This window comes from Myxacorys sp. (genome assembly GCF_059501405.1).
The window spans coordinates 1-22401 of record NZ_JCACCM010000092.1; the positions used below are offsets into that span (position 1 = coordinate 1).

22 protein-coding genes are annotated in these 22401 nt (G+C 48.6%); 5 read left to right on the plus strand and 17 right to left on the minus strand.

Annotation, left to right across the window (positions count from 1 at the left end; genetic code table 11):
* Nucleotides 1-50 precede the first annotated feature (50 nt).
* A complete protein-coding gene (locus AC5I6P_RS10795; RefSeq protein ID WP_495693761.1) occupies nucleotides 51-305 on the minus strand; it encodes a TIGR02450 family Trp-rich protein in 255 nt (84 codons plus the stop codon).
* Between the two features lie 164 nt (nucleotides 306-469).
* Here AC5I6P_RS10795 and AC5I6P_RS10800 point away from each other — a divergent pair, with 164 nt between their 5' ends.
* Nucleotides 470-1237 (plus strand): pentapeptide repeat-containing protein, encoded by a 768-nt coding sequence (locus AC5I6P_RS10800; protein WP_495693762.1) that lies wholly within the window; start codon nucleotides 470-472, stop codon nucleotides 1235-1237.
* 3 nt (nucleotides 1238-1240) lie between these two features.
* Here AC5I6P_RS10800 and AC5I6P_RS10805 read toward each other — a convergent pair whose 3' ends face one another.
* From AC5I6P_RS10805 to AC5I6P_RS10815, 3 genes are all read right to left on the minus strand, one after another.
* The gene (locus AC5I6P_RS10805) at nucleotides 1241-1561 is read right to left on the minus strand and encodes a hypothetical protein (RefSeq protein WP_495693763.1); all 321 of its coding nucleotides are present in this window, start codon (nucleotides 1559-1561) and stop codon (nucleotides 1241-1243) included.
* Nucleotides 1562-1587: 26 nt separating this feature from the next.
* A complete protein-coding gene (gene rsmD / locus AC5I6P_RS10810) occupies nucleotides 1588-2130 on the minus strand; it encodes a 16S rRNA (guanine(966)-N(2))-methyltransferase RsmD (protein WP_495693764.1) in 543 nt (180 codons plus the stop codon).
* A gap of 235 nt (nucleotides 2131-2365) precedes the next feature.
* Complete coding sequence (locus AC5I6P_RS10815) at nucleotides 2366-5875, minus strand: DNA polymerase III subunit alpha (RefSeq protein ID WP_495693765.1); 3510 nt, start codon at nucleotides 5873-5875, stop codon at nucleotides 2366-2368.
* A 227-nt stretch (nucleotides 5876-6102) separates the two neighbouring features.
* Here AC5I6P_RS10815 and AC5I6P_RS10820 point away from each other — a divergent pair, with 227 nt between their 5' ends.
* A complete protein-coding gene (locus AC5I6P_RS10820) occupies nucleotides 6103-6378 on the plus strand; it encodes a hypothetical protein (protein WP_495693766.1) in 276 nt (91 codons plus the stop codon).
* Here AC5I6P_RS10820 and AC5I6P_RS10825 read toward each other — a convergent pair.
* The 4 genes from AC5I6P_RS10825 to AC5I6P_RS10840 are packed head-to-tail and all read right to left on the minus strand — an operon-like array spanning nucleotide 6375 to nucleotide 10448.
* Complete coding sequence (locus tag AC5I6P_RS10825) at nucleotides 6375-6941, minus strand: DUF2721 domain-containing protein (protein ID WP_495693767.1); 567 nt, start codon at nucleotides 6939-6941, stop codon at nucleotides 6375-6377. The genes AC5I6P_RS10820 and AC5I6P_RS10825 overlap by 4 nt on opposite strands.
* Before the next feature lie 59 nt (nucleotides 6942-7000).
* Nucleotides 7001-8620, minus strand: coding sequence for a uroporphyrinogen-III C-methyltransferase (cobA, locus tag AC5I6P_RS10830; RefSeq protein ID WP_495693768.1), 1620 nt, complete (start codon nucleotides 8618-8620; stop codon nucleotides 7001-7003).
* A 30-nt stretch (nucleotides 8621-8650) separates the two neighbouring features.
* A complete protein-coding gene (locus AC5I6P_RS10835) occupies nucleotides 8651-9574 on the minus strand; it encodes a homogentisate phytyltransferase (protein ID WP_495693769.1) in 924 nt (307 codons plus the stop codon).
* 37 nt (nucleotides 9575-9611) lie between these two features.
* On the minus strand, nucleotides 9612-10448 hold the full coding sequence (locus AC5I6P_RS10840; RefSeq protein WP_495693770.1) for a methyltransferase domain-containing protein: 837 nt from the start codon (nucleotides 10446-10448) through the stop codon (nucleotides 9612-9614).
* Between the two features lie 711 nt (nucleotides 10449-11159).
* On the opposite strand from AC5I6P_RS10840, the gene AC5I6P_RS10845 reads away from it, so the two are divergent.
* On the plus strand, nucleotides 11160-11438 hold the full coding sequence (locus tag AC5I6P_RS10845; RefSeq protein ID WP_495693771.1) for a Mo-dependent nitrogenase C-terminal domain-containing protein: 279 nt from the start codon (nucleotides 11160-11162) through the stop codon (nucleotides 11436-11438).
* Between the two features lies 1 nt (nucleotide 11439).
* Here the strand turns inward: AC5I6P_RS10845 and cobW are convergent, their stop codons facing one another.
* The 6 genes from cobW to AC5I6P_RS10875 form a co-directional block, all read right to left on the minus strand.
* Complete coding sequence (gene cobW, locus AC5I6P_RS10850; RefSeq protein ID WP_495693772.1) at nucleotides 11440-12510, minus strand: cobalamin biosynthesis protein CobW; 1071 nt, start codon at nucleotides 12508-12510, stop codon at nucleotides 11440-11442.
* A 374-nt stretch (nucleotides 12511-12884) separates the two neighbouring features.
* Nucleotides 12885-13646 (minus strand): metallophosphoesterase family protein, encoded by a 762-nt coding sequence (locus AC5I6P_RS10855; protein WP_495693773.1) that lies wholly within the window; start codon nucleotides 13644-13646, stop codon nucleotides 12885-12887.
* A 172-nt stretch (nucleotides 13647-13818) separates the two neighbouring features.
* On the minus strand, nucleotides 13819-14565 hold the full coding sequence (locus AC5I6P_RS10860) for a DUF1995 family protein (RefSeq protein ID WP_495693774.1): 747 nt from the start codon (nucleotides 14563-14565) through the stop codon (nucleotides 13819-13821).
* Between the two features lie 88 nt (nucleotides 14566-14653).
* A complete protein-coding gene (locus tag AC5I6P_RS10865) occupies nucleotides 14654-15544 on the minus strand; it encodes a 2-hydroxy-3-oxopropionate reductase (protein ID WP_495693775.1) in 891 nt (296 codons plus the stop codon).
* Nucleotides 15545-15570: 26 nt separating this feature from the next.
* Nucleotides 15571-16896: a four-carbon acid sugar kinase family protein gene (locus AC5I6P_RS10870; RefSeq protein ID WP_495693776.1), complete on the minus strand. Its 1326-nt coding sequence runs from the start codon at nucleotides 16894-16896 to the stop codon at nucleotides 15571-15573.
* A 125-nt stretch (nucleotides 16897-17021) separates the two neighbouring features.
* Nucleotides 17022-17459 carry a hypothetical protein gene (locus tag AC5I6P_RS10875; RefSeq protein WP_495693777.1) on the minus strand — a complete coding sequence of 146 codons (438 nt, stop codon included), beginning with the start codon at nucleotides 17457-17459 and terminating at the stop codon, nucleotides 17022-17024.
* A gap of 293 nt (nucleotides 17460-17752) precedes the next feature.
* Between AC5I6P_RS10875 and AC5I6P_RS10880 the strand changes: the two genes are divergently transcribed.
* Nucleotides 17753-18214, plus strand: coding sequence for a pentapeptide repeat-containing protein (locus tag AC5I6P_RS10880; RefSeq protein ID WP_495693778.1), 462 nt, complete (start codon nucleotides 17753-17755; stop codon nucleotides 18212-18214).
* A gap of 402 nt (nucleotides 18215-18616) precedes the next feature.
* Here the strand turns inward: AC5I6P_RS10880 and AC5I6P_RS10885 are convergent, their stop codons facing one another.
* Both AC5I6P_RS10885 and AC5I6P_RS10890 read right to left on the minus strand, forming a co-directional pair.
* Nucleotides 18617-19666, minus strand: a complete 1050-nt coding sequence (locus tag AC5I6P_RS10885) for an AI-2E family transporter (protein WP_495693779.1) — start codon at nucleotides 19664-19666, stop codon at nucleotides 18617-18619.
* Between the two features lie 19 nt (nucleotides 19667-19685).
* Nucleotides 19686-20651, minus strand: coding sequence for a glycosyltransferase family 9 protein (locus tag AC5I6P_RS10890; RefSeq protein WP_495693780.1), 966 nt, complete (start codon nucleotides 20649-20651; stop codon nucleotides 19686-19688).
* 162 nt (nucleotides 20652-20813) lie between these two features.
* On the opposite strand from AC5I6P_RS10890, the gene ispD reads away from it, so the two are divergent.
* Complete coding sequence (gene ispD, locus AC5I6P_RS10895) at nucleotides 20814-21497, plus strand: 2-C-methyl-D-erythritol 4-phosphate cytidylyltransferase (protein WP_495693781.1); 684 nt, start codon at nucleotides 20814-20816, stop codon at nucleotides 21495-21497.
* On the opposite strand, the gene AC5I6P_RS10900 is transcribed toward ispD, so the two are convergent.
* A complete protein-coding gene (locus AC5I6P_RS10900; RefSeq protein ID WP_495693782.1) occupies nucleotides 21472-22287 on the minus strand; it encodes a lipase family protein in 816 nt (271 codons plus the stop codon). The two genes, ispD and AC5I6P_RS10900, sit on opposite strands and share 26 nt — an antisense overlap.
* Between the last annotated feature and the right edge of the window lie 114 nt (nucleotides 22288-22401).

Below are 22401 nucleotides of genomic sequence, written 5' to 3' on the forward strand. Positions count from 1 at the left end.
CATCGCGTTTTAGCTTATTCAGCCCAACTTCACACAATTATCAACACAACCTAGCTTCTCTTCAACTCTGAATCTTGAATTTCTTCTAGCGATCGCCAGCCCGCCTCCCACTGATCTCGATTCTTGAGCAGCTTTGCGTTCATCCAAAATCGAACTGCTGGGTCACACGCGGCAATCATTTCGGCAAACACCCACTGACCTTCATTTTTCCGATTCACGACTTGAAAATGTCGCCATCCCCAGGTCTTTTCCGTCGCCGTCCATTTGGAGCCGACGAGATGGGGAAATTTTTGTTTCTTAGGCATAAGAACTTAGACAGAAGGTGCGTATATCTACGATCGTGCCACAAATTCTGAATCACAACTTCTAAATCCAAGTACTATGAGGTGTTCTAGAGTACTTCCACGGGCATTCTAGAGTTTGTTTTAACACACCAAACTTGTTAGACACGTTCCTCACCCCTAAACTCATGAAATTGCCTTTGTTACCCGTTCTCCTTCTAGCTAGCAGCATCTGTCTTCCTGTTCAAGCAGAGAATTTAGAACACACTCAAAAGTTGCTATCAACAAAGCAATGTCAAAATTGTGACTTGACTAGAGCAGGATTAGTGTTTGCTCAGTTAAGCGGCGCAAATTTAAGCCAAGCCAATCTTGCCGGCGCAAATCTAAGCCAAGCCAATCTTGTTGGGGCAAATTTAAGCGGTGCGAACCTAACCGGCGCAACCTTGAATGGCGCGAACTTGAGCGGGGCAAAATTAACGGGAGCGAACCTGAGCAGCGTCGATCTGCGGAATGCTTATTTGGTCGATACCGATCTAAGCGGATCGCGCCTTGACTATGCATTGCTACAAGGTGCGATCGGGCTATCTGCCACGACTGGAAATGCGACCGATTTTTACCGTTGGGGGGTTGAGGCGGGCAGTAAGAAACAATACGAGCGTGCGATCGAGAATTTCAATCAAACACTAGCAAGACAGCCTGATTTTGCACCTGCCCAACTCGCACGGGGTATGGCTCGGCTGGAATTGGGTGATCAGTCCGGTGCAATTCAAGATTTAGAGTACGCCTCAACGCTGTTTACTCGCCAAGGAGACACAGCGCAAGCCCAATCGACTCAAGCTGTGATAACCGTGCTTAAAACGCCTGAGAAAGCGCCCAAAGATAGAGGTGGTAATGGTTTAGGTCCGGCTATCTTGAGTACCCTCGGTAGCTTAGTCAAGATGTTCTTGTTGCCCTAACTCCTATTTGATTGGAATAAACGGAAACACTGTTTTAATCAACCTGCGTAGTCTAAGGAGATTGATCGTTCGTCGCACTTTCGGTGAAACTTGCGTTTTTGGATCGATCGGTTGAACCGAACTTTGCAGTTGAGTTTCCAGCTTTGCGTACTCGGCGGCGGTGAGGGGTTCGCCATCTAGCGGCGATCGCGCCTCTGTAATAATCTCGGTTCGCAGGATTTCTTCAGGTAGATCATCGGCAGGTGGCAGTGCAACCGCTAGTGTAGGAACCAAAAACGGCAGGAACGACGAATAAAGGGCAATTTTTAGGAGAGGTCGAGCCATAGGGGTGATTCATTCCTACTGAAATTCTACTCTTCTTTGCGTTGATAGAACGTCAGGGCGGTGTTGCCATAGCGTTTTTGACGAACGACCTCTAATCCTGCGATCGCTAACTGTGAACGGTCGGCACTGTGTTCAACGGCAATCTCACCCCCGATCGCTAATCGTTGAAATTGCGCGATCGCATTTAACACAGGCTCATACAATCCACTGGCATAGGGCGGGTCAAAGTAAATCCGATCAAACTGCCCTGACAGCGATTCCAACCGATCAACAACATCACCGCGCAATACTTGAAACTGTTGTTCTGGCTTAGCGACCTGCTGCCAATTTTGCTCAACGATCGCACAGGCTCGACTAGATTGCTCGATGCCAACCGCGATCGCGGCTCCCCGACAGAGCGCTTCTGCCCCCATTGAGCCACTTCCCGCACACAGATCGAGCCAGCGACACCCGTCAATCGTGCCTTGCCAAATGTTAAAGAGCGCTTCTCGAACCCGTGCTACTGTTGGGCGAGTTTCTTGTCCAGGAAGGGTTTTTAGTAACCGATTGCCATAAATTCTCACACTCATGATTTCTACGATACATCAGCTCAATTCTCAAAAAGCGCAGATGATCTCGAAAAATATTCAGAATTGTCCGGATAGGTCTCTGCATTGGGGAATAGTGGAATGGTAGATGCACCCTGATTATTCACCCTGGCTTCGGCTGGGGTTTTTTATTTTGGGGTTTAGATTGAGAATTTTGCAAACATCTTTCGCCCTCATCCTAAGTTCCTCTCATAGAGGAGAGGAACTTCCAGTCATTTCACCCCGCCACAAGTGACGATACGCTCGCTCTAAAGCCTGCTTTCTCTAACGCCATCACCGTCGCTTGCTCGTCTTGAACTCGGAACTGAGAGCCGAACCGCACCACATGACGCCGAGCCTTTGCCCCCACGATCGCAACCACAGCAACCTTGGCTCGATCGCCTTCGCCGTGATATTGCCGCAACAACGTTCTCAATCGATGTTGCTCCGAAGCATCAGTCGCGATTCGGGGTTCAAGTTCGAGCATGACCATCCGCACGGTTTCAATGAGTTCCGCATCTTCTACAATGAACTGCGTCTGATCGTCCCGTCTATCAATTTTGCCCCACAGCATCAGTCGTGCATCGGGAATGATATGCTGCTGAATCCGCTCAAAGGATTTAGGAAAGACAACCGCTTCAGAACTGCCCGTAAGGTCTTCGATCGTTAAAATTGCCATGCGATCGCCCTTTTTCGTCGTCACCGCTTTAATATTGGTGACAAGCGCGATCGCGCTGACGGTCGATCCCTCTTTGCAGTCTTTCAAATCTCCTAAATTAATCGGAGCCAGCATCTTTGCTGTTTCTTGCAGATGTTTGAGCGGGTGATCCGAAATATAAAATCCTAGTACTTCTTTTTCGAGCCGCAGCTTTTCTTGCTGAGGATAATCGGCAACAGGTGGCGCTTTTGGTGCAAGTTCGTAGCTCGATTGCGGTGTGCTGCCACCACCCAACAGATCGAACAGGCTACCTTGACCACTGGCGCGATCGCGGGCACGAGACTGCGACCAGTCGAGCAAGAGTTCGAGGTCTTGGATCATCTGGTGGCGATTGTTGCAAAGCTGATCGAAGGCTCCGCAATGGATCAATGATTCTAAAGCACGGCGGTTTGCGGTTCGGGGATCAAGGCGATCGCACAAGTCCGCCAATGACTTAAACGCCCCTTTCTCTCGTCTCGCCTCCAAAATCGATTCGATCACGCCCATCCCCACATGTCGCACTGCCGATAAACCGAAGAGAATTTGATCGCCAATGGGAGTAAAGTCCACGCCAGAACGGTTAATATCCGGCGGTTGAATCTGAACGCCTAGACTGAGACACGTGCCAATGTATCTCTGCACCTTGTCTTGATCGCCACTGTTGATCGTCAGCAGCGCTGCCATGTATTCGGTGCGATAGTTTGCTTTGAGGTAAGCCGTTTGGTAAGTGACATACCCATAAGCCGTGGAGTGGGATTTGTTGAAACAGTACTCGGCGAACAGCACCATCTGATCAAACAGCTCGCCCGCGACTTTAGGCGGAATCTTATTTTTGATTGCCCCCTCTACAAACATCGCTTGGTGTTTCTCCATCTCAGCTTTTTTCTTCTTACCCATTGCCCGGCGCAGCAAATCTGCCTGACCAAGAGAATAGCCCGCCATATCCTGAGCAATTTTCATGATTTGCTCTTGATAGACCATAATTCCGTAAGTCTCTTTTAGAATCGGCTTCAGAATGTCATCGGCATAATCAATTCGTTCGCGCCCGTGCTTACGGTTAATGAATCTGGGAATGAGTCCTGCATCTAGCGGGCCGGGGCGATAAAGCGCAAGAATAGAAGAAATATCTTCAATTCCAGAGGGTTTCAGATCGCGAACGACCTGCCGCATTCCAGAAGATTCAAGCTGGAAGATGCCTTCAAGTTCGCCTCTGCCCAAAAGTTTATAAACTTCTGGATCGTCGAGCGACAACTCATCGATGTCGAGTTTGAAATTACGGCTTTGCTGAATCAGCTCAACCGTTTTTTGAATCATCGTCAGATTTTTGAGTCCCAAAAAGTCCATCTTTAGTAGACCCAACGACTCAATATCTTCCATAAAGTATTGCGTGAACACTGCGCCATCGGCGTTGCGCTGGAGTGGCACAATTTCATCGAGCGGATCGGCTGAAATCACCACACCCGCCGCATGAATGCCGACGCTTTTGTTGGTTCCTTCGATCCGGATCGCTGTGTCGATCCAATCTCGATAGGTGACAGAAGAGTTAGGCACGATCGCACCGCTCTCATATTTTTCTCTAAACTCTGGCGCTGGCGTTTTGTCGGAGATCATCACCTTCAGTTTGGTCGGCTTGCCGCGCACAGTGGGGATCATCTTGGTCATGCGATCGCTCTCACCATACGGCACGTTCAGCACTCGCGCGACATCTTTTAGCACCGCTTTAGAGGCCATCCGGTTGTAGGTGATAATTTGGGCAACGCGTTCTGTGCCGTATTTCTCAGTAACGTATTTGATCACTTCATCGCGTCTGTCGATACAGAAATCAGTATCCACGTCAGGCATGGATTTCCGTTCAGGATTGAGAAATCGCTCGAACAGTAAGCCATGATGAACTGGATCAATATTGGTAATGCCAAGCGCGTAAGCAACGAGCGATCCGGCAGCCGAACCGCGTCCAGGACCGACCGGAATTCCATTGTCTCTGGCGTATTTGATGTAATCCCAAACGACTAAAAAATACGTTGAGAATCCCATCTGCTGAAGCATGTTCAGTTCATAGACAAACCGTTCTTGATAAACGGCATTAATCTGAGCGCGAGACGTGACTTTCTGACGTTGTAATAACCCCTCCCAAGCCACTTTTTCCATGTAGGTATCTGGCGCAAACCCGTCAGGAACCGTGTAGTTAGGTAGGCGGGGTTCACCCATAATTTGGTATTCCTCGACTTTGTCCGCCACCTCTAACGTGGTTGCGATCGCAGCATCGACAATATCTTGCGTCAGATGATCGCGAAACAGCAGCCGCATTTCATCTGCCGATTTCAAATACTCGGTTCCCGTGTAGCGCAGCCGTTTTTCTTCTGAAATTAACTTCCCGGTTTGGATGCACAACAGGGCATCATGCGCTTCTACATCAAAACAGGAAATATAGTGAGAATCGTTCGTAGCAATGACTTTAATATCAAGTTCGCGAGCAATTTTAATGATTTCAGGATTAACGATGCGTTCTTCGTGTAACCCATGATCTTGAATTTCTAAATAATAATCGTCACCAAAAACTTCTTTGTACCACTGCGCGACCCGTCGAGCAATTTCGGGTTTGCCTTGCAAAATTGCTTGCGGTACTTCACCACCTAAACAAGCGCTCGTGACGATCAAGCCTTCGTGATATTGCGCTAGAAGATCTTTATTCACACAAGGGCGTGAGAAAATTCCTTTGCCTTGCACGCCTTGAAGATTAGAAATCGTCGTCAGTTTGACTAGGTTTTTATAACCGATCGTATTTTTTGCTAAAACCACTTGGTGATAGCGGGGGCGGCGTTCTTGCTTGGTGATGTCGCCGTTGATGATGTACATCTCATTGCCAATGATCGGTTTGAGCTTGCCTTGAGTCACCTTGAGCAGCTCGATTGCGCCATACATCACACCGTGGTCAGTCAGCGCGATCGCGGGCATTCCCAACTCAACCGCTCGCTCAACCAGTTCTGGAAGCTGACTAGCGCCATCCAGCAAACTATAGTCACTGTGAATATGCAAACCGACAAACGACATAATCACTCAACCCACGCGAAGGAATGAGTCTAAGCGTAACCGATCATTCGCGCTATATCTACAAAATTTTCTAAACTCGTACCCTATATGTGGCGTTTATTCCCAATTGGGGACAAACGCACGACCTGCGATCGATGTATAGTATTAATGTATCAAACTTTCTTATAGGTTTGCTGGCGTCCCTTCCGGTTTAGGCTAGTGAAGAGAGACTTTAGGAGATCGCCACCATGCCGTTGATTGAGGTTATGCAAGATGTGTTTAATCGTCCCCCCGTTCCGTTTAATCCGGCAAACCAGACGCTGAAAGGATGGGTTCTGTTTTGTCTTAGAGATCGGGGATTCGTGGTAACTCCGTCTCAGAAGGCAGATTTTTCGATCACCACGAGGGGCGAAAAATATTCCTTTAAAATTAGCGAGAGCGCCGACAACCTTGACCCATCAGTGGGTTGGGTCGTTGTTGATCGCTCTGGCCAAATCGCGACAGTAATTGCGCCCCAAGCTTAACTCGCCTTGACGTTCCGATGGGGCTTCAAAGGCGTTACTCGCCGCCCCCGAAATTTTCTAATCTCTGCTTTGCCTTGCGTCAGTGTATCGCGCATGTCTTGCCACAATGGATTCTCCGACTTGTTCAGGTCAAACACAACCAATGCCAAACTCACCAAAAGCATCACGACGCCAACGATAAAGAGCGTCATTGATCCTGAAACAAGCCATTCTGCGCTAATCAGACTCCGAATTGACAGCGAGAACACACTCACCGCAAACACGATTAGAGCGTAGTAGATCCCTAAAATACTGGCACGAGAAGTCTTCACCTGGTTTTGCAGATGGCGCAATCGCTTCTTTAGAAATAGCAGGCGGTTCGTTTGTAATGCTCCGCCGGACGTGCTGCGCGGAAGATTGATTCGGTGCAAGATTTGAAAATACTCGATGCTGGTCGCTTGCAAGCGGTTCTCTAACACGCTGCGACGCAGCAATAAACCGCCCAATACAAAGGCACACGCCAACACCATGAGTACTGAATTGAGAACTAGCTGGATCAATTGGGTCGTTTGCTCTACACTCATGCCGCTCCTCTTTCCCATTCGGTAACTTAGAGGATAACACAGTTTTTAGTACATGAGTACTAAATCTGAGGATCACTGTCGAGCCAAGCCGCGATCGCGCTAAGCAAGCCTTCTAACGTATATTCCTGTGCCTCAATATCAATGCGACCGAGTAGTGCTTTAGAAGTCTTTGAGGTTTGCGGCCCAATGGATGCCAATCCAACATTTTCTAAGTAAGTATTCCACCCTTCACCTAATGAGCGATCGAGCAATTCGCAGAAATGTTTAACGGTTTTAGAACTAGCAAATGTGATGATATCAACTTTGCGGTTTTTCAGCGCTGCGATCGCGTGGGGATCAGCCTCTTCCGGGCAGGCAGACTGATAGGCGGCAACTTCCGTAATCTCAGCCCCCCGTGCTTTGAATTCTTTCACCAGCGTCTCTCGCCCGCCTGTCTCGACTCTCGGAAACAGCAGCTTTTTGCCCTCTACCGATTCTGGAAAATTAACAATCATGGCATCCGCAATGAAATCAGGCGGCACAAAATCGGGCTGCATGCCTCGCTGCTTTAGCTTAAATGCTGTTTTCTCCCCTACCACCGCAATTTTGATGTTGGTTAACGCTCCCACATCTTGAAGCTGAGAGCCTAAGCGATCGAAGAAATAATCGACGGCATTGGTCGAAGTGAGAATGAGCCAATCGAAGTCGTTGAGGCGAGCGATCGCATCGTCTATTTCTTCCCAGCTAGAAGGGGGGACAATTTCGAGCGTCGGCATTTCTATCACCGTAGCGCCCTGCTGTTCGAGCAATCGACTAAAGTGCCCAGATTGTCCTGCGGCGCGCGTCACGAGAATCGTTTTACCAGAGAGCGTTGTAGACACAGATGGTTCAGGATTTAATTGAGGTTGAGATGAGATGAATGTAGAGTCGGAGGCAGAAGACGGAGTTGCCTCCAGTTCTGAATTCCTGATTTTATGGGGTCGGGTGAGGAAGGGGCGTAACCCAACGACTTCACCAATTACGATCACACACGGCGAGAGACTTTGGGGGGTGACATGTGACAGAATTTCCGTTAAATTACTGATCCAAATTTCTTGATTTGGGTGTGCGGCCCAGCGAATGATCGCGATCGCGGTGTCTGGTGATTTGCCGTGTTGTTGCAGTTGTTCGACGATCATCGGCAAATGTTTGCCGCCCATTAGCACGACTACAGTATCGAGTTGCGCTAATGCTTGCCAGTTGACCCGCTCTGGTTCATGGGCAGTAATCACGGCAAATCCCCGGCTCAAAACGGGATCGGTGAGAGGAATATCAGCCAGCAACGGAGCAGCGAGGGCTGAAGAAATGCCGGGGATCACTTCATAGTCACACTCGGCGGATCTCAGTGCTTGAATCTCCGATGTCGTTCGTCCAAAGATAAACGGATCGCCACTTTTCAAGCGCACCACTAATTTACCTTGCTGGCAGTGTTCTACTAAGAGCTGATCGATCTCGCCCTGCTTCATGCTGGGCTGTCCGCCCCGTTTCCCGACATTCAGCTTGAGGCAGTCTTCTGGCACCAGATCTAGAAACTCAGCATCCACCAGCGCATCATACACCAGCACTTCTGCTTGCTGCAGAAGCTGATACGCCCGTACAGTGAGGTTTCCGATGTCCCCCGGACCCGAACCCACCAAATAGACCTTTCCGATTGAATCCATGCTGCCATCCGACAGACTACGGAATACAGCCTATCGCAATAAACACGCCGCTGGAAAAATCAGGTATTCCAAGAAGAACAGTTTCCACACAAATTGATAGAACCGGGCGACTTCTTGCTTATCTTGCAGATCTAGTTTCTGACTCCGCCACCATAGCAAACCTAAGCCCAGTAAATGAGTCAGAATTAGGAATGGTAGATTGACACCCGCTAGAAAGGGCGAGACGGCAATCACACCCAAGTAGCAAGCGCTCACGACTTGTCGAGCCAGATTAAACACGGGTCGCTGTCCCAGCTTGAGGGTAAAGGTGCTGATGTTGTATTGCCGATCGCCATCGGCATCGGGAATATCTTTGAGAATCGCGATCGCAAAGGTAAACACCAAAACGAATGCCGTCAACGCCCAAACCTTAGCTGGAATCGGAAAGCCCCGATTAAAGTGCAAGAATAATCCTGAATTGACGATCGCACCCCGAACGCTGAAGATGCAGAGAGACGCCCAGAACGGAAACCGCTTCAGTCGGATCGGAGGCACCGAATAGGCTGTCCCGATCGCGAGACTTAATCCCACCATCGCGAACAGGTAGAAACTTCCAGAGGCGGCAAGTGCGATCGCTAAAATTCCAGTTGTGCCGACGATCGCTCGACCTTGCCAAATCGAAAATTCTCCAGACGCTAGAGGCAAGTGAGGCTTGTTGATCCGATCGATGCCGATGTCTTCGAGTTGATTTAATCCAACGATATAAACGTTTCCGCACAGACAGGCAAGCAAGGGGATGAAAACAGAAGTGGGATGGAAGGACTGATCACCTAGAGAATCTCCTAGAGAGATCAGATACATGCCCAACACGCTCAGCGTCGTTCCAATGATGGTATGAGGGCGGGAGAATTTCCAGAAGGCGTAGAGCCACGGCGCATATTTCTGAAGGGGATTGGCTGATGAAATTTGGCTCATTTATATAAAACTCTCAATAACCCTACCTAGAATCGCATTACTTCTGTCCGCAAAGTAAGCCAAACTTAATCAATCCCCGCTGGTAGCCTCGCTGCATCAGTCCTAGTGATAACGCCGCTTGTATCGTTGTCCATCCAGAGCGAATTAAACCCACGATCGCATCCCAATTAAACGCCGAGTCAATCACTATGTCCCAGAAGGGTGCTACTGCCGTTGACCAATCTTCAGTTCGCAGAGACTTAAATCCAATCTCCTGCGCGATCTGCTCATATTCGGGCAACGAAATGACGTGAGGCAGACAGTAAACCCGATAAATGTCTTCTAGGTGACTCTTTTCATCGGGTGTGAGCGGCGTTTGAGACGTTGCCCGATGACACCACGTTGCCATGATGAATGTTCCACCTGGCTTTAAAACTCGGTAGCACTCCTGCAAAAACTTTGCTTTATCTGGCATGTGTTCTCCGCTCTCAAGCGACCAAACCAAATCAAACGAGTTCTCTGCAAAGGGCATATTCAACGCATCTGCCACTTGAAAATGAGCCGTGATTCTTGCCTCTTGAGCGCGATCGCGGGCGCGATTGGCTTGCACAGGGCTGAGTGTGATCCCGGTTGCCGTTGCGCCAAACTTTTCGGCTAAATAGAGAGAGCTTCCGCCAATTCCGCAGCCTACGTCTAAAATGTCTGAGGCGTGAGTCACAGTTGCCCACGTCAAAAGCTCTTCAATCAGGTCAATCTGTGCCTGTCGTCGTTCTTTTTTCTGTTGCCCATCGGCTCCGTAGTAGCCATGGTGCATGTGCTCGCCCCAGATCTGCTCCCACAAACCCGACGAAGCATCGTAGAACTGCTGAATTTGCTGATGAAGCGTTGTTGTCATACCTGATTCCGAAAAACAGCCATTTGCAACTGTACCGTACTGGTGATTCGCGAAGTCTCATTCCTACTGCTGATTCTCTACAAATAGAAACTTATGGTCCAGCGGGGCCGTCTCAATGGAAGTAAACCAATTTCTGATAGTCAAAGCCTGAATTTTACACAGAAAATTCTGTAGTTTTAGCTACAAAAACTTGGAAATTGTGTAAGAACTCGCTTGCTCTGCCTGATGGTTAATATCTGGAGAAGTAGTTTTAGCAAACAGTAGAGAAAAAACTCCCCTTGTGGATACTGTGTGTTTCTACTGGGGATCTTTTTAATGTAATTAGAGGTCAGAAAAAGCCGCAATTCATATATCCCTCTTGGCTTCTCGCTTCAAGGTCGCCTTAGAAATCTGCATAAGCTGAAACTGCCATGCGTATGAAGAAGTAGGAATTGAGAAAGGGAGTTTGTTGGTTTGGCTATGACACTTTCGGGCTGTCCTAACTGAACCTCTAGCTTCATCAAAGCTTAAACAAAATCAATTGATTTCTCCTTTCAATATTTACGGAATTGTCGGTTTAAATGGGTATCTTGTAGTGAGAAAACCATTAGTGAGAAAACCATTCTACAGATCAGACCAAATCCACTTTGGAATCACCTTAAAATGTCGTCTTCACTACACGAAAAGAAAAGCCATTCGGCTGAATCTGAACTAATTTTTGGAGCTACTTCTATGCAAGCCTATTCTCTACAACAAAAACCTGGTTTCGACCCTTTAAAACCCATTCGTCAGTGGCTTGATTCGATTGAAATTCGCGATCGCAAGGTGGCTCATACGCTCTGCAAGCTGATCCCTGCCCAATGCCCGTTCGAGCGCGACATCACCATGTTTGGACGCGCGATCGCTCACATTCCGCCGATGTGCAAAATTAACCCTCTCTATGAACAGTTTGTCGGGCTGCGGTTCCGCTCTCTCTGCTATCTCGTTGATGAGTGCGGAGAAACGATTTAAATTAGAGTTCTGCAAGTTCGACCAGGCGAGACGATAACTTGGTAGTATCTAGATCTCGTCCGATGAAAACCAATCGTGTTTGTCGAGGTTCATCCGCTTTCCAAGGACGATCATAGAATTGCTCAAATCGCGCCCCAACGCCCTGCATCACGAGTCGCATCGATTTATTTGGAACCACTACAAACCCTTTAATTCGGTAAATCTCCTGTTCTTGAACCAGTTTTTCGAGTTGCGCTTTTAGTTTATCTGGGTTGAAAGCACAATCAACAACGATATGAGTTGATTGAATGTCGTCATCGTGATCATGCTCCTCTTCAGCATCATGATGGCTCGGACGGCTCTCCAAATCGTCTTCTACCGCCGCGTTGAAGCCCAACAGCAAGCTGGGATCAAGCCGCCCTTCTCCTTGGCGTCCATTCGTGACAATCTTGACGGCTCTGGGAAGTTCTTGCTCGACGAGTTCTCGCACTTGGGCTTGGACTTGGGGATCAACTAAATCCGTCTTGTTCAAAATCACCAAATCGGCACACGCAAGTTGGTCTTCAAACAGTTCCGAGAGCGGCGTCTCGTGATCAAGATTGGGATCAGCTTGACGTTGCGCTGCGATCGCGTCGAGATCGTTCGCTAAGGTTCCTGATGAAACTGCTTCGCAATCGACAACGGTAATCACACCATCCACCGTGGCGGCATTGCGGATCTCATGCCACCGAAACGCTTTGATCAACGGTTTGGGCAAGGCAAGACCAGAGGTTTCGACCAGAATGCAATCTAAGCGATCGCGCCGCTTCAGCAACTCCAGCATGGTTGGTAAAAATTCTTCTTGCACCGTGCAGCAAAGACACCCATTCGTCAGTTCAACAATGTTAGATTCAGGAATGTTAGATTCAGGCGCATCCTCTGGACACACTTCACAAGATTTGAGCAATTCTCCATCAATGCCCAACTCGCCAAATTCATTCACCAGGACTGCAATTCGTCTTCCGCCATTGTTTTGCAGCAAGTGACGAATTAGCGTTGTTTTTCCGCTTCCAAGAAAACCTGTAATTACCGTAACGGGAATCTTTGCAGCCATACTATTTTGTTGAAGTTTGTTGTTTGAACTGAAGATATAACTTTAATTTTGAGGCATCGGCTGCATCAAGGTGCTGCTTAGGCCGTAGCCATTTCAGATTTAACATCTGGCAATCCTGGTTGAAAGCGCAATACCGTGATTTGTTATGGACGCAACCCGATAGATTCGTCAATGCGTCCATAACAAAGGATAGCAGGTCGCTAATCCTAGAATTTCTGTAATGCAGCCTAATCTGGATACGTGCGTGAACGCAAAAAACTGCATATTCAACTCTTCGAAAAATCGGAGTCCTGAATATGCAGCATGGGGGAGCAATTTATTCTGCCTCGCTACCTAAGTTTCGCTACTTAGGTAGCGAAGACTGTTCACCAAAGTCACTTTCGCAGAGGCAGCGCATGACGACGACCTAAGCGCTTGGTGTCAATTTCAGTAATTGCTTCTTCTAAGAAGAGCGTTCTAACAGCGTTGGTATAGACGTTTGCTTGGTAAACCTTGCCATGAGTTACATCCAAACCAGTCAGCCAACCGCTTTTAGGGTGGTATGCACCTGTATCAATGCCAAGCCAACCCTGGCCCCTCACGATCGCGCCCGGTGTGACGCCTGGAAAGGTGAACGTGATGGTATGCCCAGTAATAATCAGTTTGTTGTGAAAATAGGGCTGAGCAATGCTGTGAAATTCGTCTCGAATCCAGCAGAATTCTTGATGGCTCTGACGAGACAGAGGCCTATCTGGATGCACTCCTGCATGCACGAGCCAGATGTCTCCCAGATCGAGATGAGTTGGCAACGTGCGCATCCAATCGATGTGGTCAAGCAAAATGCCTGTATCACCATAACTGGCGATCGTGGAGCGCCCACCGCTCTGTAACCATGCCTGCAATGCAGGGGGAAAGACTTGTCCATCAGGAAACGCTTCGAGCAAGAGATACTCGTGATTGCCCATCAACGATTGGTATGGGCTATTCTTCACGAATTCAACCACTTGAGCGCTTTGAGGGCCGCGATCGATTAAATCACCCAAGAAATAAACTTGATCATCTGTGTCAGGTGCGATCGCGCCTAGCAATGTCATTAGCCCCTCATAGTGCCCATGTACATCACCAATTACAATACGACGGGGGACAGAATTGCTCATGCGATCGCGGCTCTCCAAACATTGCAACAGAGGCTTTTATGCTACACCCACCTCTCGTACTGGCTCTCGGACTGAAGTAGTACAGAGGTGTAGTGATTGCGATAATTATGCCCTTTGTACCTCGAGAATACGTAAACGACATGGGGAAATTCACTAGATCCCAGTGAAAACTTTATCTACCTAAAGCCCGTAAAAACTGCTGTAAGCCAGCCAACAGGCCTGGCTTGGGTTGCCGATCCCCTAGAACCGAAGCAAAAATCTCCTCGAGCCTCTCAGAATCGGGTTTTTCTGATTCTTCAGCAATGAGTTGATAGACGCCATCATCATTTGCGTACCACACTTGCCAGGGTGATGGATAGCACCGCATTAGCGCAGAATTATCGTCTAGGGGACGCAGGTAATAACAGGGCTCAATCGTGTCTAAAAAGCGCTCTCGAATCTGCCGCCCGGCGTAGCCAATACCGACGATCGCTACATCTTCTAATCGAGGATTGAGCAAAATGATGGGGCGATCGCCCGCTATCTCAGAGATTTGTTCAACCGGACTGACTTCAACTGCGGTGGGTGAGACAAAAATGAGGAGCGTATTGTCAGGACTAACCTGCTCTTCGGCTAGGGTTGTTTGCCGCGTACCCGCGACATCTAAACTGCCAATTTGAAAGGGCGTATCGCCCCAGTTTCGTTTGGCAAGTGCTGCCGTTCCTGCATCGGTAAAAAAAACTTTCAGCCCTGCTCCCCAGTCCCCAAACGCCTCTAGAAATTTTTCGGCAACAGGCATGGCTTTGAGTTCTGGAAAGATGAGTTCGACCTGCATTCGGGTGTAGCCTGCTTTAAGGGCGGCTTGAATGGCAGCTTGAGCTTGAGCGGTCGCGTCATCTAACGTAGTCGGTAATTCAGAAGTGGTCGGCGATTCAGACATAGTTTAGCGATTGGGAGTTCAGCGATTCAAACAGAGTCACGACACGGCCTAAACAGCACGGTTCAAAAAATCTGCACTCTAGAAGATCCTAACGCTTATCGGACTCAAGACCGCCTAGCATCTCATACAAGCTCACCAGTGCAGCATTATCAAATCCACCCATTCCTTGAGCAATCAACGAGTCCATCAAACTCGCGACTTGGCTACTTCCCAGCAGTGGAAGGCTAACCTCGCGCCCGGTCTGCAAGACGATGTTCATATCTTTACGGTGCAGATCGAGCTTGAATCCAGGTTCAAACCGACCTTCTAACATGCGATCGCCGTGAACTTCTAGCACTCGGCTTTGAGCAAATCCGCCGAGCAGTGCCTCTCGCACTTTCGCCCCATCTACGCCAGACTTTTTCGCCAAGGTTAGCGCTTCTGCCACGGCTTGAACGGTGAGGGCAACTACAATTTGGTTACACGCTTTGGTCACTTGTCCGGCTCCGGCGGCTCCAATATGAACGATATTTTTGCCCATCGCTTGCAAGATGGGCAAAGCCCACTCAAACGCAAGCTCGTCACCCCCGACCATAATCGAGAGCGTTCCTTGCTGCGCTCCAATGTCTCCTCCTGAAACCGGAGCATCCAGAGCTTGAACTCCTTTTTCGCTCAATGCGTCGTAGAGTTTTCGAGATGTAGCAGGCGCGATCGTAGACATGTCGATCAGCATCATGCCGGATCTCGCCCCTTCTATGACGCCATTGCTGCCCAACACAACCGCTTCTACGTCCGGTGAATCGGGGAGACAGGTGATCACTACATCAACTTGTTCGGCAACGTGTTTGGGGGAAGTTGCCGGAATTGCCCCGGCAGAGGCTAAGGCCGCGATCGCGCCTTGACTGCGATTAAAAATCACAACTGAGTAGCCCGCTTTGAGTAGATTTTGGGTCATGGGTTTGCCCATGATGCCGAGTCCGATAAAGCCAATGCGTTCCATAGAAGCAGGGTGGGGGTGATGAGAAATTAGGTGGAACTTCTGAGACGCTGGTAGACCGTAGCTAAAGCCGTTGCATCACCAACATTACCAGGGAATAAAACAACCGGCAGGTTGGGAAATTGAGGATGCTCAGAAGGCGTTTTGACCATTGACACTCCAGCCAGGACTTGTCCTAAAAGCCCTGCGGTTCGGAGAGCTAAGCCTTGGCTCAGCGTGTCGTTGGAGGTAATGCCTCCTTTGCTGATCAAAAATCCGATGTCTGACGGAAGCTGGCGCAGAATGTCCATTAATAAAGTAGAAACGGCTTCTCCAAACTCCAAGCGGGTTTGGGCGTCGTCGAAAGTGAGTTCTTGGCGGCTTGTAAAAATGACAGGCGTTTTGCCTGAAGTGTGAATTTGATCAGCCGTTTGCGTAATTTCGGCCAAGAGTGCAGCGTGGGAAGGAGCAGATTTGTCAAGCAGTCGAGAAACATCAATTTCGATACCAACAGTTCCAGGCGCTTCTAATAATTTTGCAAGTTGTTCAGTCGTCTTTTTAACGTGAGAACCGACGATCACAGCTCCCGGTTTGCCGCCACGAACATATTGTGCCATCGCTTCAGGCGCGATCGGTTGCTTACCCAAATTTGCCAACGAAGTCAGCAAGCTTGCTGCGCTCCGAAATAGAAACCGCTTTCCTTGAGATGCCGTTGCCAAAATATCAGCCGCGAAACGATCGAGGTCGGCCTGAGTTTCTGCGTCCACGACGCAACACTGATTGTCGTGGAGGTGAGTTAGGCGCTCTTGTACTCCTGATCGAATCTCGGCTAACAAAAACCGATCGACTTGATTCGCCGGAATCTTTCCCTTCGTTTTTTCTTGGACGTAATCGGGCAAATAACTGTAGCTGTAGCCAAACACCGAATCCTGCGCAAACTCAGTTTCGTGAACGGGTGTATCCACCCCGTCAACCTTTAGATAGTGCACACTGTCGCGAGTTGTGCGTCCGCCTTCAAAAAAGGCAGGAACTAAGAAATGAGCATCAAAGCCACCCAGTTCTTGAGCAATGACGTCAGTCTCAATCGGGTAGTGACCCCTGAGCGTCGAATCGGAGCGACTGACCACGAGAAAATCTTGAATGTTTTCGGCGGCGATCGCCTGCTTCAGATTTTGGCAAACCTCTTGCGTCACACTTGCCGCTTTTTCTGGAGAGAGCGATCGCGTGTTGGTGAGGACAAAAAAAATAGGCGCGTCGTCTGCAAGTCCTATCCGTAAGGTTTCAACATCCCATTGCATTAACAGCAGGCAGCTATGCACCGTCTGTGATCCAGTGGGATCGTCATCTAAAACAATAATTTTGGGACGAGTATTCATGAATGAAGATGAGAAAGGGAGACAGCGGAACGTGATCCAGTGGACTTCGCGAAGCGAACCCCTTCAGAACTTGGCAAAGCCAGTCGCGCCTTTCTCATCTTCTAGCAAGACGTTACGAGAGTCGATTACTTTTTGATATCTCGCGCCATCTTACGGAACGTGTCCATACTGCTGTCGGGTCGGCGACGCGGTGTGGTTGTAGGATTCGCCGTTGAATTTGACCCACTTTGCGACGTTCCAGAGGAGCGCTCGGAGTCAGATTCAGCCATAGAGGTCAATGTTTCTGAAAGCTTTCCGCCTACAACTCTGCTTAGGGCAGAAATCTCCTGGACTAGCTCTAGATCTTCAAGTTGACCTGCTGTTTTCGGAAAGGTACGTCTCACTTTCTTGACTGCCTTCATATAGGCAGCATCGCCCATAGAACTAGCTTCGCTTTCGTCTAGAAAGTATGCCAGTGATACCTTTTCTTGCTTTGAAAGACGCTGTATTGACTTGGTTTCAATCTTCTCCTCACCAGGGGGTTGCGGTTTCCTGCTAAACAGCCCTCGAATAAATCCAGTCATGCTCTTATTAACCTGCGCAAAATGTATTAGATTGCTTTATGTTAAATTTTATCAAACTAATGAGAGCCTGAATAGCTCAACAATCACCTTTCTGAAATGAAAAGGGGTGTTCTTGAAATGTGATGAAGTTTTTCAAGCGAGTGTAAGAGCCGTCTGATGATTGTATAAATCCTACCCATCGGAGGACACAAGACCAAATTTTCTTTAGTAATCTGGAATCAATTAAATATTGCTTGTAGACCTATATAGCTTCGGTATTGTTCCAAGGATTTATTGAGAGGAGTATAGTAATAATGAAAAACTTAGTACCTGTCGCCGTCTTTGCTACGATCGCGGTTGCTCCGCAGTTCGCCCTTGGCGCGATCGCGTCACCTGCTCAAGCATCAAATCCCCAACATGTCCAGCGGCTCCTCAAAACTGGAGAATGTGTAAGTTGTAATTTAGAAGGTGCAGATCTGAGCGGCGCACACTTAATAGGCGCTGATCTACGAAATGCCAATTTGCAAGGTGCGAAGCTAATTGAAACCAACCTTGAAGGCGCTGATTTGACTGGCGCAAACTTGAAAAATGCAAATCTGACGAGTGCATTTGTCACGAATGCAATTTTGAATGACTCAAATATGATGAACGTTAATCTTTCTAGCGTTCGGATGTATAACGCTCAGACGTTTGGTGCAAATTTAGAGGGTGTGAATATTCAAAATGCAGAAGTGTATAACAGTGGAATTGGTGTAGGTGGCGGAGAAGAAAGATAGAAATCTTGGTACACAGATTCATTCTAGTAGCTGTGAATAGGGCTACTTTGTGTGTTCCTACTTGTGTGATCCCTGACAAGTTAGATTGGCAATGGATTTTTTAAGAAGCATGATGGATGAGAATTTATCTCATCCATCATGCCTGCTAGAGTTTCTATATAATTCGCTGCCAACGACGGCATCTCTGCTCAATTGTGAAAAGCAGTCTAATTTAAAGTACTAAAACTAACGCGAATATCGCTTCACTAATCATTTATCTTTAAAGGTTGAATTTTTCAGTTCGTATCTCATTCGGCTCGTCTATACTTATGCGCACTTGATAGCCTATTGCTGAAAAACTTGAATTCAACGTTAAGTCGATCCTTCGGAGTTTGCACCGCTACTTTGAATATTTAATCCTTGCTAATCCCCTTGTGCTTCTTCAATCTCTAACAGACTGACGATTACTCCTGCGATCGGGATACCCAAGAAGATGCCCAGTAGCCCTGATACGCGTGTCCCGACCAGAAGCGCAAAAAACACCACCACCGGATTTAGATGAACCGTACTTTGCATCACACGCGGTGAAACAAAATTGTCTTGCAGTTGTTGCAGAACCAGGCAAACGGCTAACACCTTGAGCGCCGTGAGCCAGCCGCTTTGAACCAAGATAATCAAGCAAACAAAGCTCACTCCTAAGGTTGCGCCAATGCCAGGAATCAAGTCAAAAACGCCAACCGTGACCGCGAGCAAAAATGAAAATGGGACTTGAAACAGCGCAAAAGCCAGAAACGTAGCAACGCTCAGCAGAAACGAGATCAGCAATTGACCGCGAAGAAAACCGACGAAATTTCTTTGCACCGCGCGCGAAAACCGACTTCGATTTTGGGCGGGAACTAGCTTTAGTACAAGTTGCCAAAGCTTTGGGCCGTCAATCAGCATGAAAAAGGCAACGACTAGAACAATGATAAAGGTGACGTAGTTCTGTAAAAGAATGGGCAAAGAACCGACGGCCCAATTCAGTCCAGACACAAATACATCCCGAATTTGAGCCTCGATCGCGTCCAGATTGAGAGGAATGTTTCGTGCTGCCAACTCACTCTGCAACTGATCGAGTGGGTTGTTTGCGGTGTTGAGAGATTCTAGTAGCAATGTGGCTAATTGTTGAACTTGGTTGGTCAGCGTCAGCCCGATCGCAATGATTAGAACAATGATTGTGATCAGGCTCAATGTTATGACAAGACCAAGTGCGATGCTTCGTCCGACAAATCGCTCTAAATAGCGCATCGGATAATTAAGCAGCAGTGCCAGAACGGCTGAAAACGTAAACACAAAGATTACGTACTCAAAATATTGAAACAGTGCAACAAATGCCCAACCTGATGCGAAGAACAGCAGGAAGCGAATTAACGCATTGGTGCTGATTTGGCTCCAAAGCGGTTGATGTCTAGATTGCTCTGGCACTTCATCCATAATGACTGTCGCTAAGAAACTAGCTGCCCCACACCCGATCGAGAACCATAGTCGGCGTGATATCTGCTATTGCGCCCGTTGGAGATTTGATACTTGAAACCCGCTCACTCTTAGGCAGCAGTTTATCAGGATCAGTTGCTCCAAACAACGCTAGCGTGAACGTTTGAGCCGCGATCGCTAGATGCATGGGGCCGCTATCGGTACACAGCATCAAACTGGCTCCGGCAATCATCGCCACTAGTTGACCAATATTATCTGGAGCTGTTACTTTCACCGCAGGACAGGCTTTTACTAGCTCCGCCACAAATCCATCGTCTTCAGGCCCTTTGACAACGACGATCGCCAAGTCAGGCTGGCGTTGCTGAAAATCTTGTACTATCTTTTGCCAACTGGCAACGGGATAGATTTTATCAATTCCTTTGAGGCGAGATAGCTCACTTGCACCCCCGTGTATCAGCACATAGCCGCCGCCTTGAATGCCTAAGCGCTTGCGTTCTGCATCCGCCCATTCTAGATCTTTGGTCGGAACGCTGACCGCGAGTTCGGGCGTCGGGGTGACAATATCTAAGCCCTTGAGTAAGTCATGATACATATCCGCCGCATACTGCTCTTGGTGCAGACGCACCGTGCGGGTGAGCAGGGCTTCTGAAGCGGCGTTGCCTGCATAGCCGATGCGAGTTTTAATTCCGGCAAGCCAGAGCAGAAACCCAATGCCCCATCGTTGACCGAGGGAAAGAGCAATATCGTATTCGCGATCGCGAATCACTCCCAGTAAGTTTCCCCAGTCAGCCAAGCTATTACTGCCTTTAAAGTCAAATAGAATTGTCTCGTTTACCGTTTTTGAGACGCGATAAGCTCCCTTCGCTCTCGGTTCTACCACAACATCGATTTGAGCGTCTGGATAGTGCCGCTTTAAATCATCCAACGTGGGAAAAAAAAGGATCTGATCGCCAATTCCACCCGGTACAAGAGCAAGAATTCTCATAACTATTTTATTTACGCTTCTTTACGCTTACCCGCTCCTTATTGTAGGAGAAGAATTACCGCGCCAACTCACCAAAAGGTGAATGATTCCGTTTATGTTGGATTGAGCCGCGATCGGCGGCTAGTGTTTGGAGCTATTGTCTAGAGCAGGTGAGGAAAAACTGTGTACTTATTGATTCCCGCAGCCGGATCAGGGCGTCGGATGGGCAGCCATCGCAACAAACTCCTGCTCGATTTGCTTGGAAAACCGTTGATTGCCTGGACTCTTTTAGCCGCAGAAGCCTCCCAAACGGTGGATTGGATCGGCATTATTGGGCAACCAGAGGATTGGGACGAATTTAGAGCGATCGCAACTTCGCTCCATCTGTCGAAACCCGTTCAGTTTATTCAAGGAGGAACCACGCGGCAGGAATCAGTCTACAACGGGTTACAAGGCTTACCCAGTAATGCAGAACACGTTTTAATCCATGACGGGGCACGATGTTTAGCCACGCCTGACTTGTTCGATCGCTGTTCTGAAGCGCTTCTGACCTGTGACGGTCTGATTGCCGCGATTCCTGTAAAAGACACGATCAAGGTTGTCGATTCTACAGGCGCGATCGCGCATACGCCAGATCGCTCACAGCTTTGGGCAGCCCAGACGCCGCAAGGATTTTCTGTGCCATTGCTGATAGAGTGCCACGAGAAAGGAAGGCAGAACGGCTGGGAGGTGACAGACGATGCAGCCCTATTTGAGCAGTGCGGACTGGCGGTGCAAATTGTCGAAGGCGAGGAAACGAATTTGAAAGTGACCACTCCAGTTGATCTGGCGATCGCAGCGTTTATCGTGCGGCAGCGACAGCCCTAAAGCGTTGTTTAGCTTCTACATTCATTGCCAATACCTGGGCGTATTGCTCCATGTCGTGGTCGGTAATGCAATCGATTCCGGGTCTGAGAAAGTCTTCGATCCCGCCCTGAACTTCTTCAAGAAACTTTTCCCAGTAGCGATGATCGGTGTGGAGTTGTCCGGTTGTATCAAAGTAGATCAATTTTCCGACATGGTGAAAGCCAAATGAGCGGGGCGGAACTCTCGTCACCAAATCGTTATCATTCACGACTCGGAAGGTGCGATCGTAGAAGGTGGTATTAAAGCACTCTGCAAAGTTTCGATTGCCCACACGCGGCGATCCAAAGGTGTAAAGCCCGTTCACAACCTGATCGATTTCGTGCAGTCTTGCAGTTGCCAGCGTTGCCAAGGCTGCACCCATACTATGCCCTGTCAGCAGCAACGCTTGATTCTGAGTCCGAGTATGCCTAAGCTCCTCCACTACATGGCTCCAGATGCAGTCTAGCGCTTCGGAAAAGCCACGATGCACGTTGCCGCTACAGCCAGAAATGAGTTGAAGTTTGAGATCGGTGAGCCAGTCGTAACGGCATCGCAATTGGGTTCCTCGAAACGTGAGGACAATCAAATCGTGGCTGGCCAGCATAAATGCTTGGGTTGCTCCACAATCGAAAAACCGTAGGCGATTAAATCCCCACGATCGCGTTTCCTGTTGAATAATGGCTTCGTCTCGATACACCAATCGGCACGCTTGTCCCAAGCCCAGCGCGTTCACCGCACTGTAACCGATCGCAAACGGTTGAAAATGTCTCACACTCGACTCCCTGTAGCACCTCTGATGGAACCCAGTGTTCCCGCGACAGAAATGAAGCACACAGAAGGCAGCGAGGAGCAGAGGTTAATGTCAATTTCAAGGGTGAGCGAATCA

What these genes read in the sequence shown, in the direction of transcription:
- AC5I6P_RS10820 (WP_495693766.1), top strand. Translation starts at nt 6,103, where the DNA reads ATGCCGTTGATTGAGGTTATGCAAGATGTGTTTAATCGTCCCCCCGTT.
- AC5I6P_RS10825 (WP_495693767.1), bottom strand. Translation starts at nt 6,941, where the DNA reads ATGAGTGTAGAGCAAACGACCCAATTGATCCAGCTAGTTCTCAATTCA.
- AC5I6P_RS10860 (WP_495693774.1), bottom strand. Translation starts at nt 14,565, where the DNA reads ATGTCTGAATCGCCGACCACTTCTGAATTACCGACTACGTTAGATGAC.
- AC5I6P_RS10795 (WP_495693761.1), bottom strand. Translation starts at nt 305, where the DNA reads ATGCCTAAGAAACAAAAATTTCCCCATCTCGTCGGCTCCAAATGGACG.
- AC5I6P_RS10870 (WP_495693776.1), bottom strand. Translation starts at nt 16,896, where the DNA reads ATGAATACTCGTCCCAAAATTATTGTTTTAGATGACGATCCCACTGGA.
- cobA (WP_495693768.1), bottom strand. Translation starts at nt 8,620, where the DNA reads ATGGATTCAATCGGAAAGGTCTATTTGGTGGGTTCGGGTCCGGGGGAC.
- AC5I6P_RS10890 (WP_495693780.1), bottom strand. Translation starts at nt 20,651, where the DNA reads ATGAGAATTCTTGCTCTTGTACCGGGTGGAATTGGCGATCAGATCCTT.
- AC5I6P_RS10835 (WP_495693769.1), bottom strand. Translation starts at nt 9,574, where the DNA reads ATGAGCCAAATTTCATCAGCCAATCCCCTTCAGAAATATGCGCCGTGG.
- AC5I6P_RS10855 (WP_495693773.1), bottom strand. Translation starts at nt 13,646, where the DNA reads ATGAGCAATTCTGTCCCCCGTCGTATTGTAATTGGTGATGTACATGGG.
- AC5I6P_RS10845 (WP_495693771.1), top strand. Translation starts at nt 11,160, where the DNA reads ATGCAAGCCTATTCTCTACAACAAAAACCTGGTTTCGACCCTTTAAAA.
- AC5I6P_RS10840 (WP_495693770.1), bottom strand. Translation starts at nt 10,448, where the DNA reads ATGACAACAACGCTTCATCAGCAAATTCAGCAGTTCTACGATGCTTCG.
- AC5I6P_RS10880 (WP_495693778.1), top strand. Translation starts at nt 17,753, where the DNA reads ATGAAAAACTTAGTACCTGTCGCCGTCTTTGCTACGATCGCGGTTGCT.
- cobW (WP_495693772.1), bottom strand. Translation starts at nt 12,510, where the DNA reads ATGGCTGCAAAGATTCCCGTTACGGTAATTACAGGTTTTCTTGGAAGC.
- AC5I6P_RS10865 (WP_495693775.1), bottom strand. Translation starts at nt 15,544, where the DNA reads ATGGAACGCATTGGCTTTATCGGACTCGGCATCATGGGCAAACCCATG.
- AC5I6P_RS10805 (WP_495693763.1), bottom strand. Translation starts at nt 1,561, where the DNA reads ATGGCTCGACCTCTCCTAAAAATTGCCCTTTATTCGTCGTTCCTGCCG.
- AC5I6P_RS10875 (WP_495693777.1), bottom strand. Translation starts at nt 17,459, where the DNA reads ATGACTGGATTTATTCGAGGGCTGTTTAGCAGGAAACCGCAACCCCCT.
- rsmD (WP_495693764.1), bottom strand. Translation starts at nt 2,130, where the DNA reads ATGAGTGTGAGAATTTATGGCAATCGGTTACTAAAAACCCTTCCTGGA.
- AC5I6P_RS10885 (WP_495693779.1), bottom strand. Translation starts at nt 19,666, where the DNA reads ATGGATGAAGTGCCAGAGCAATCTAGACATCAACCGCTTTGGAGCCAA.
- AC5I6P_RS10815 (WP_495693765.1), bottom strand. Translation starts at nt 5,875, where the DNA reads ATGTCGTTTGTCGGTTTGCATATTCACAGTGACTATAGTTTGCTGGAT.
- AC5I6P_RS10800 (WP_495693762.1), top strand. Translation starts at nt 470, where the DNA reads ATGAAATTGCCTTTGTTACCCGTTCTCCTTCTAGCTAGCAGCATCTGT.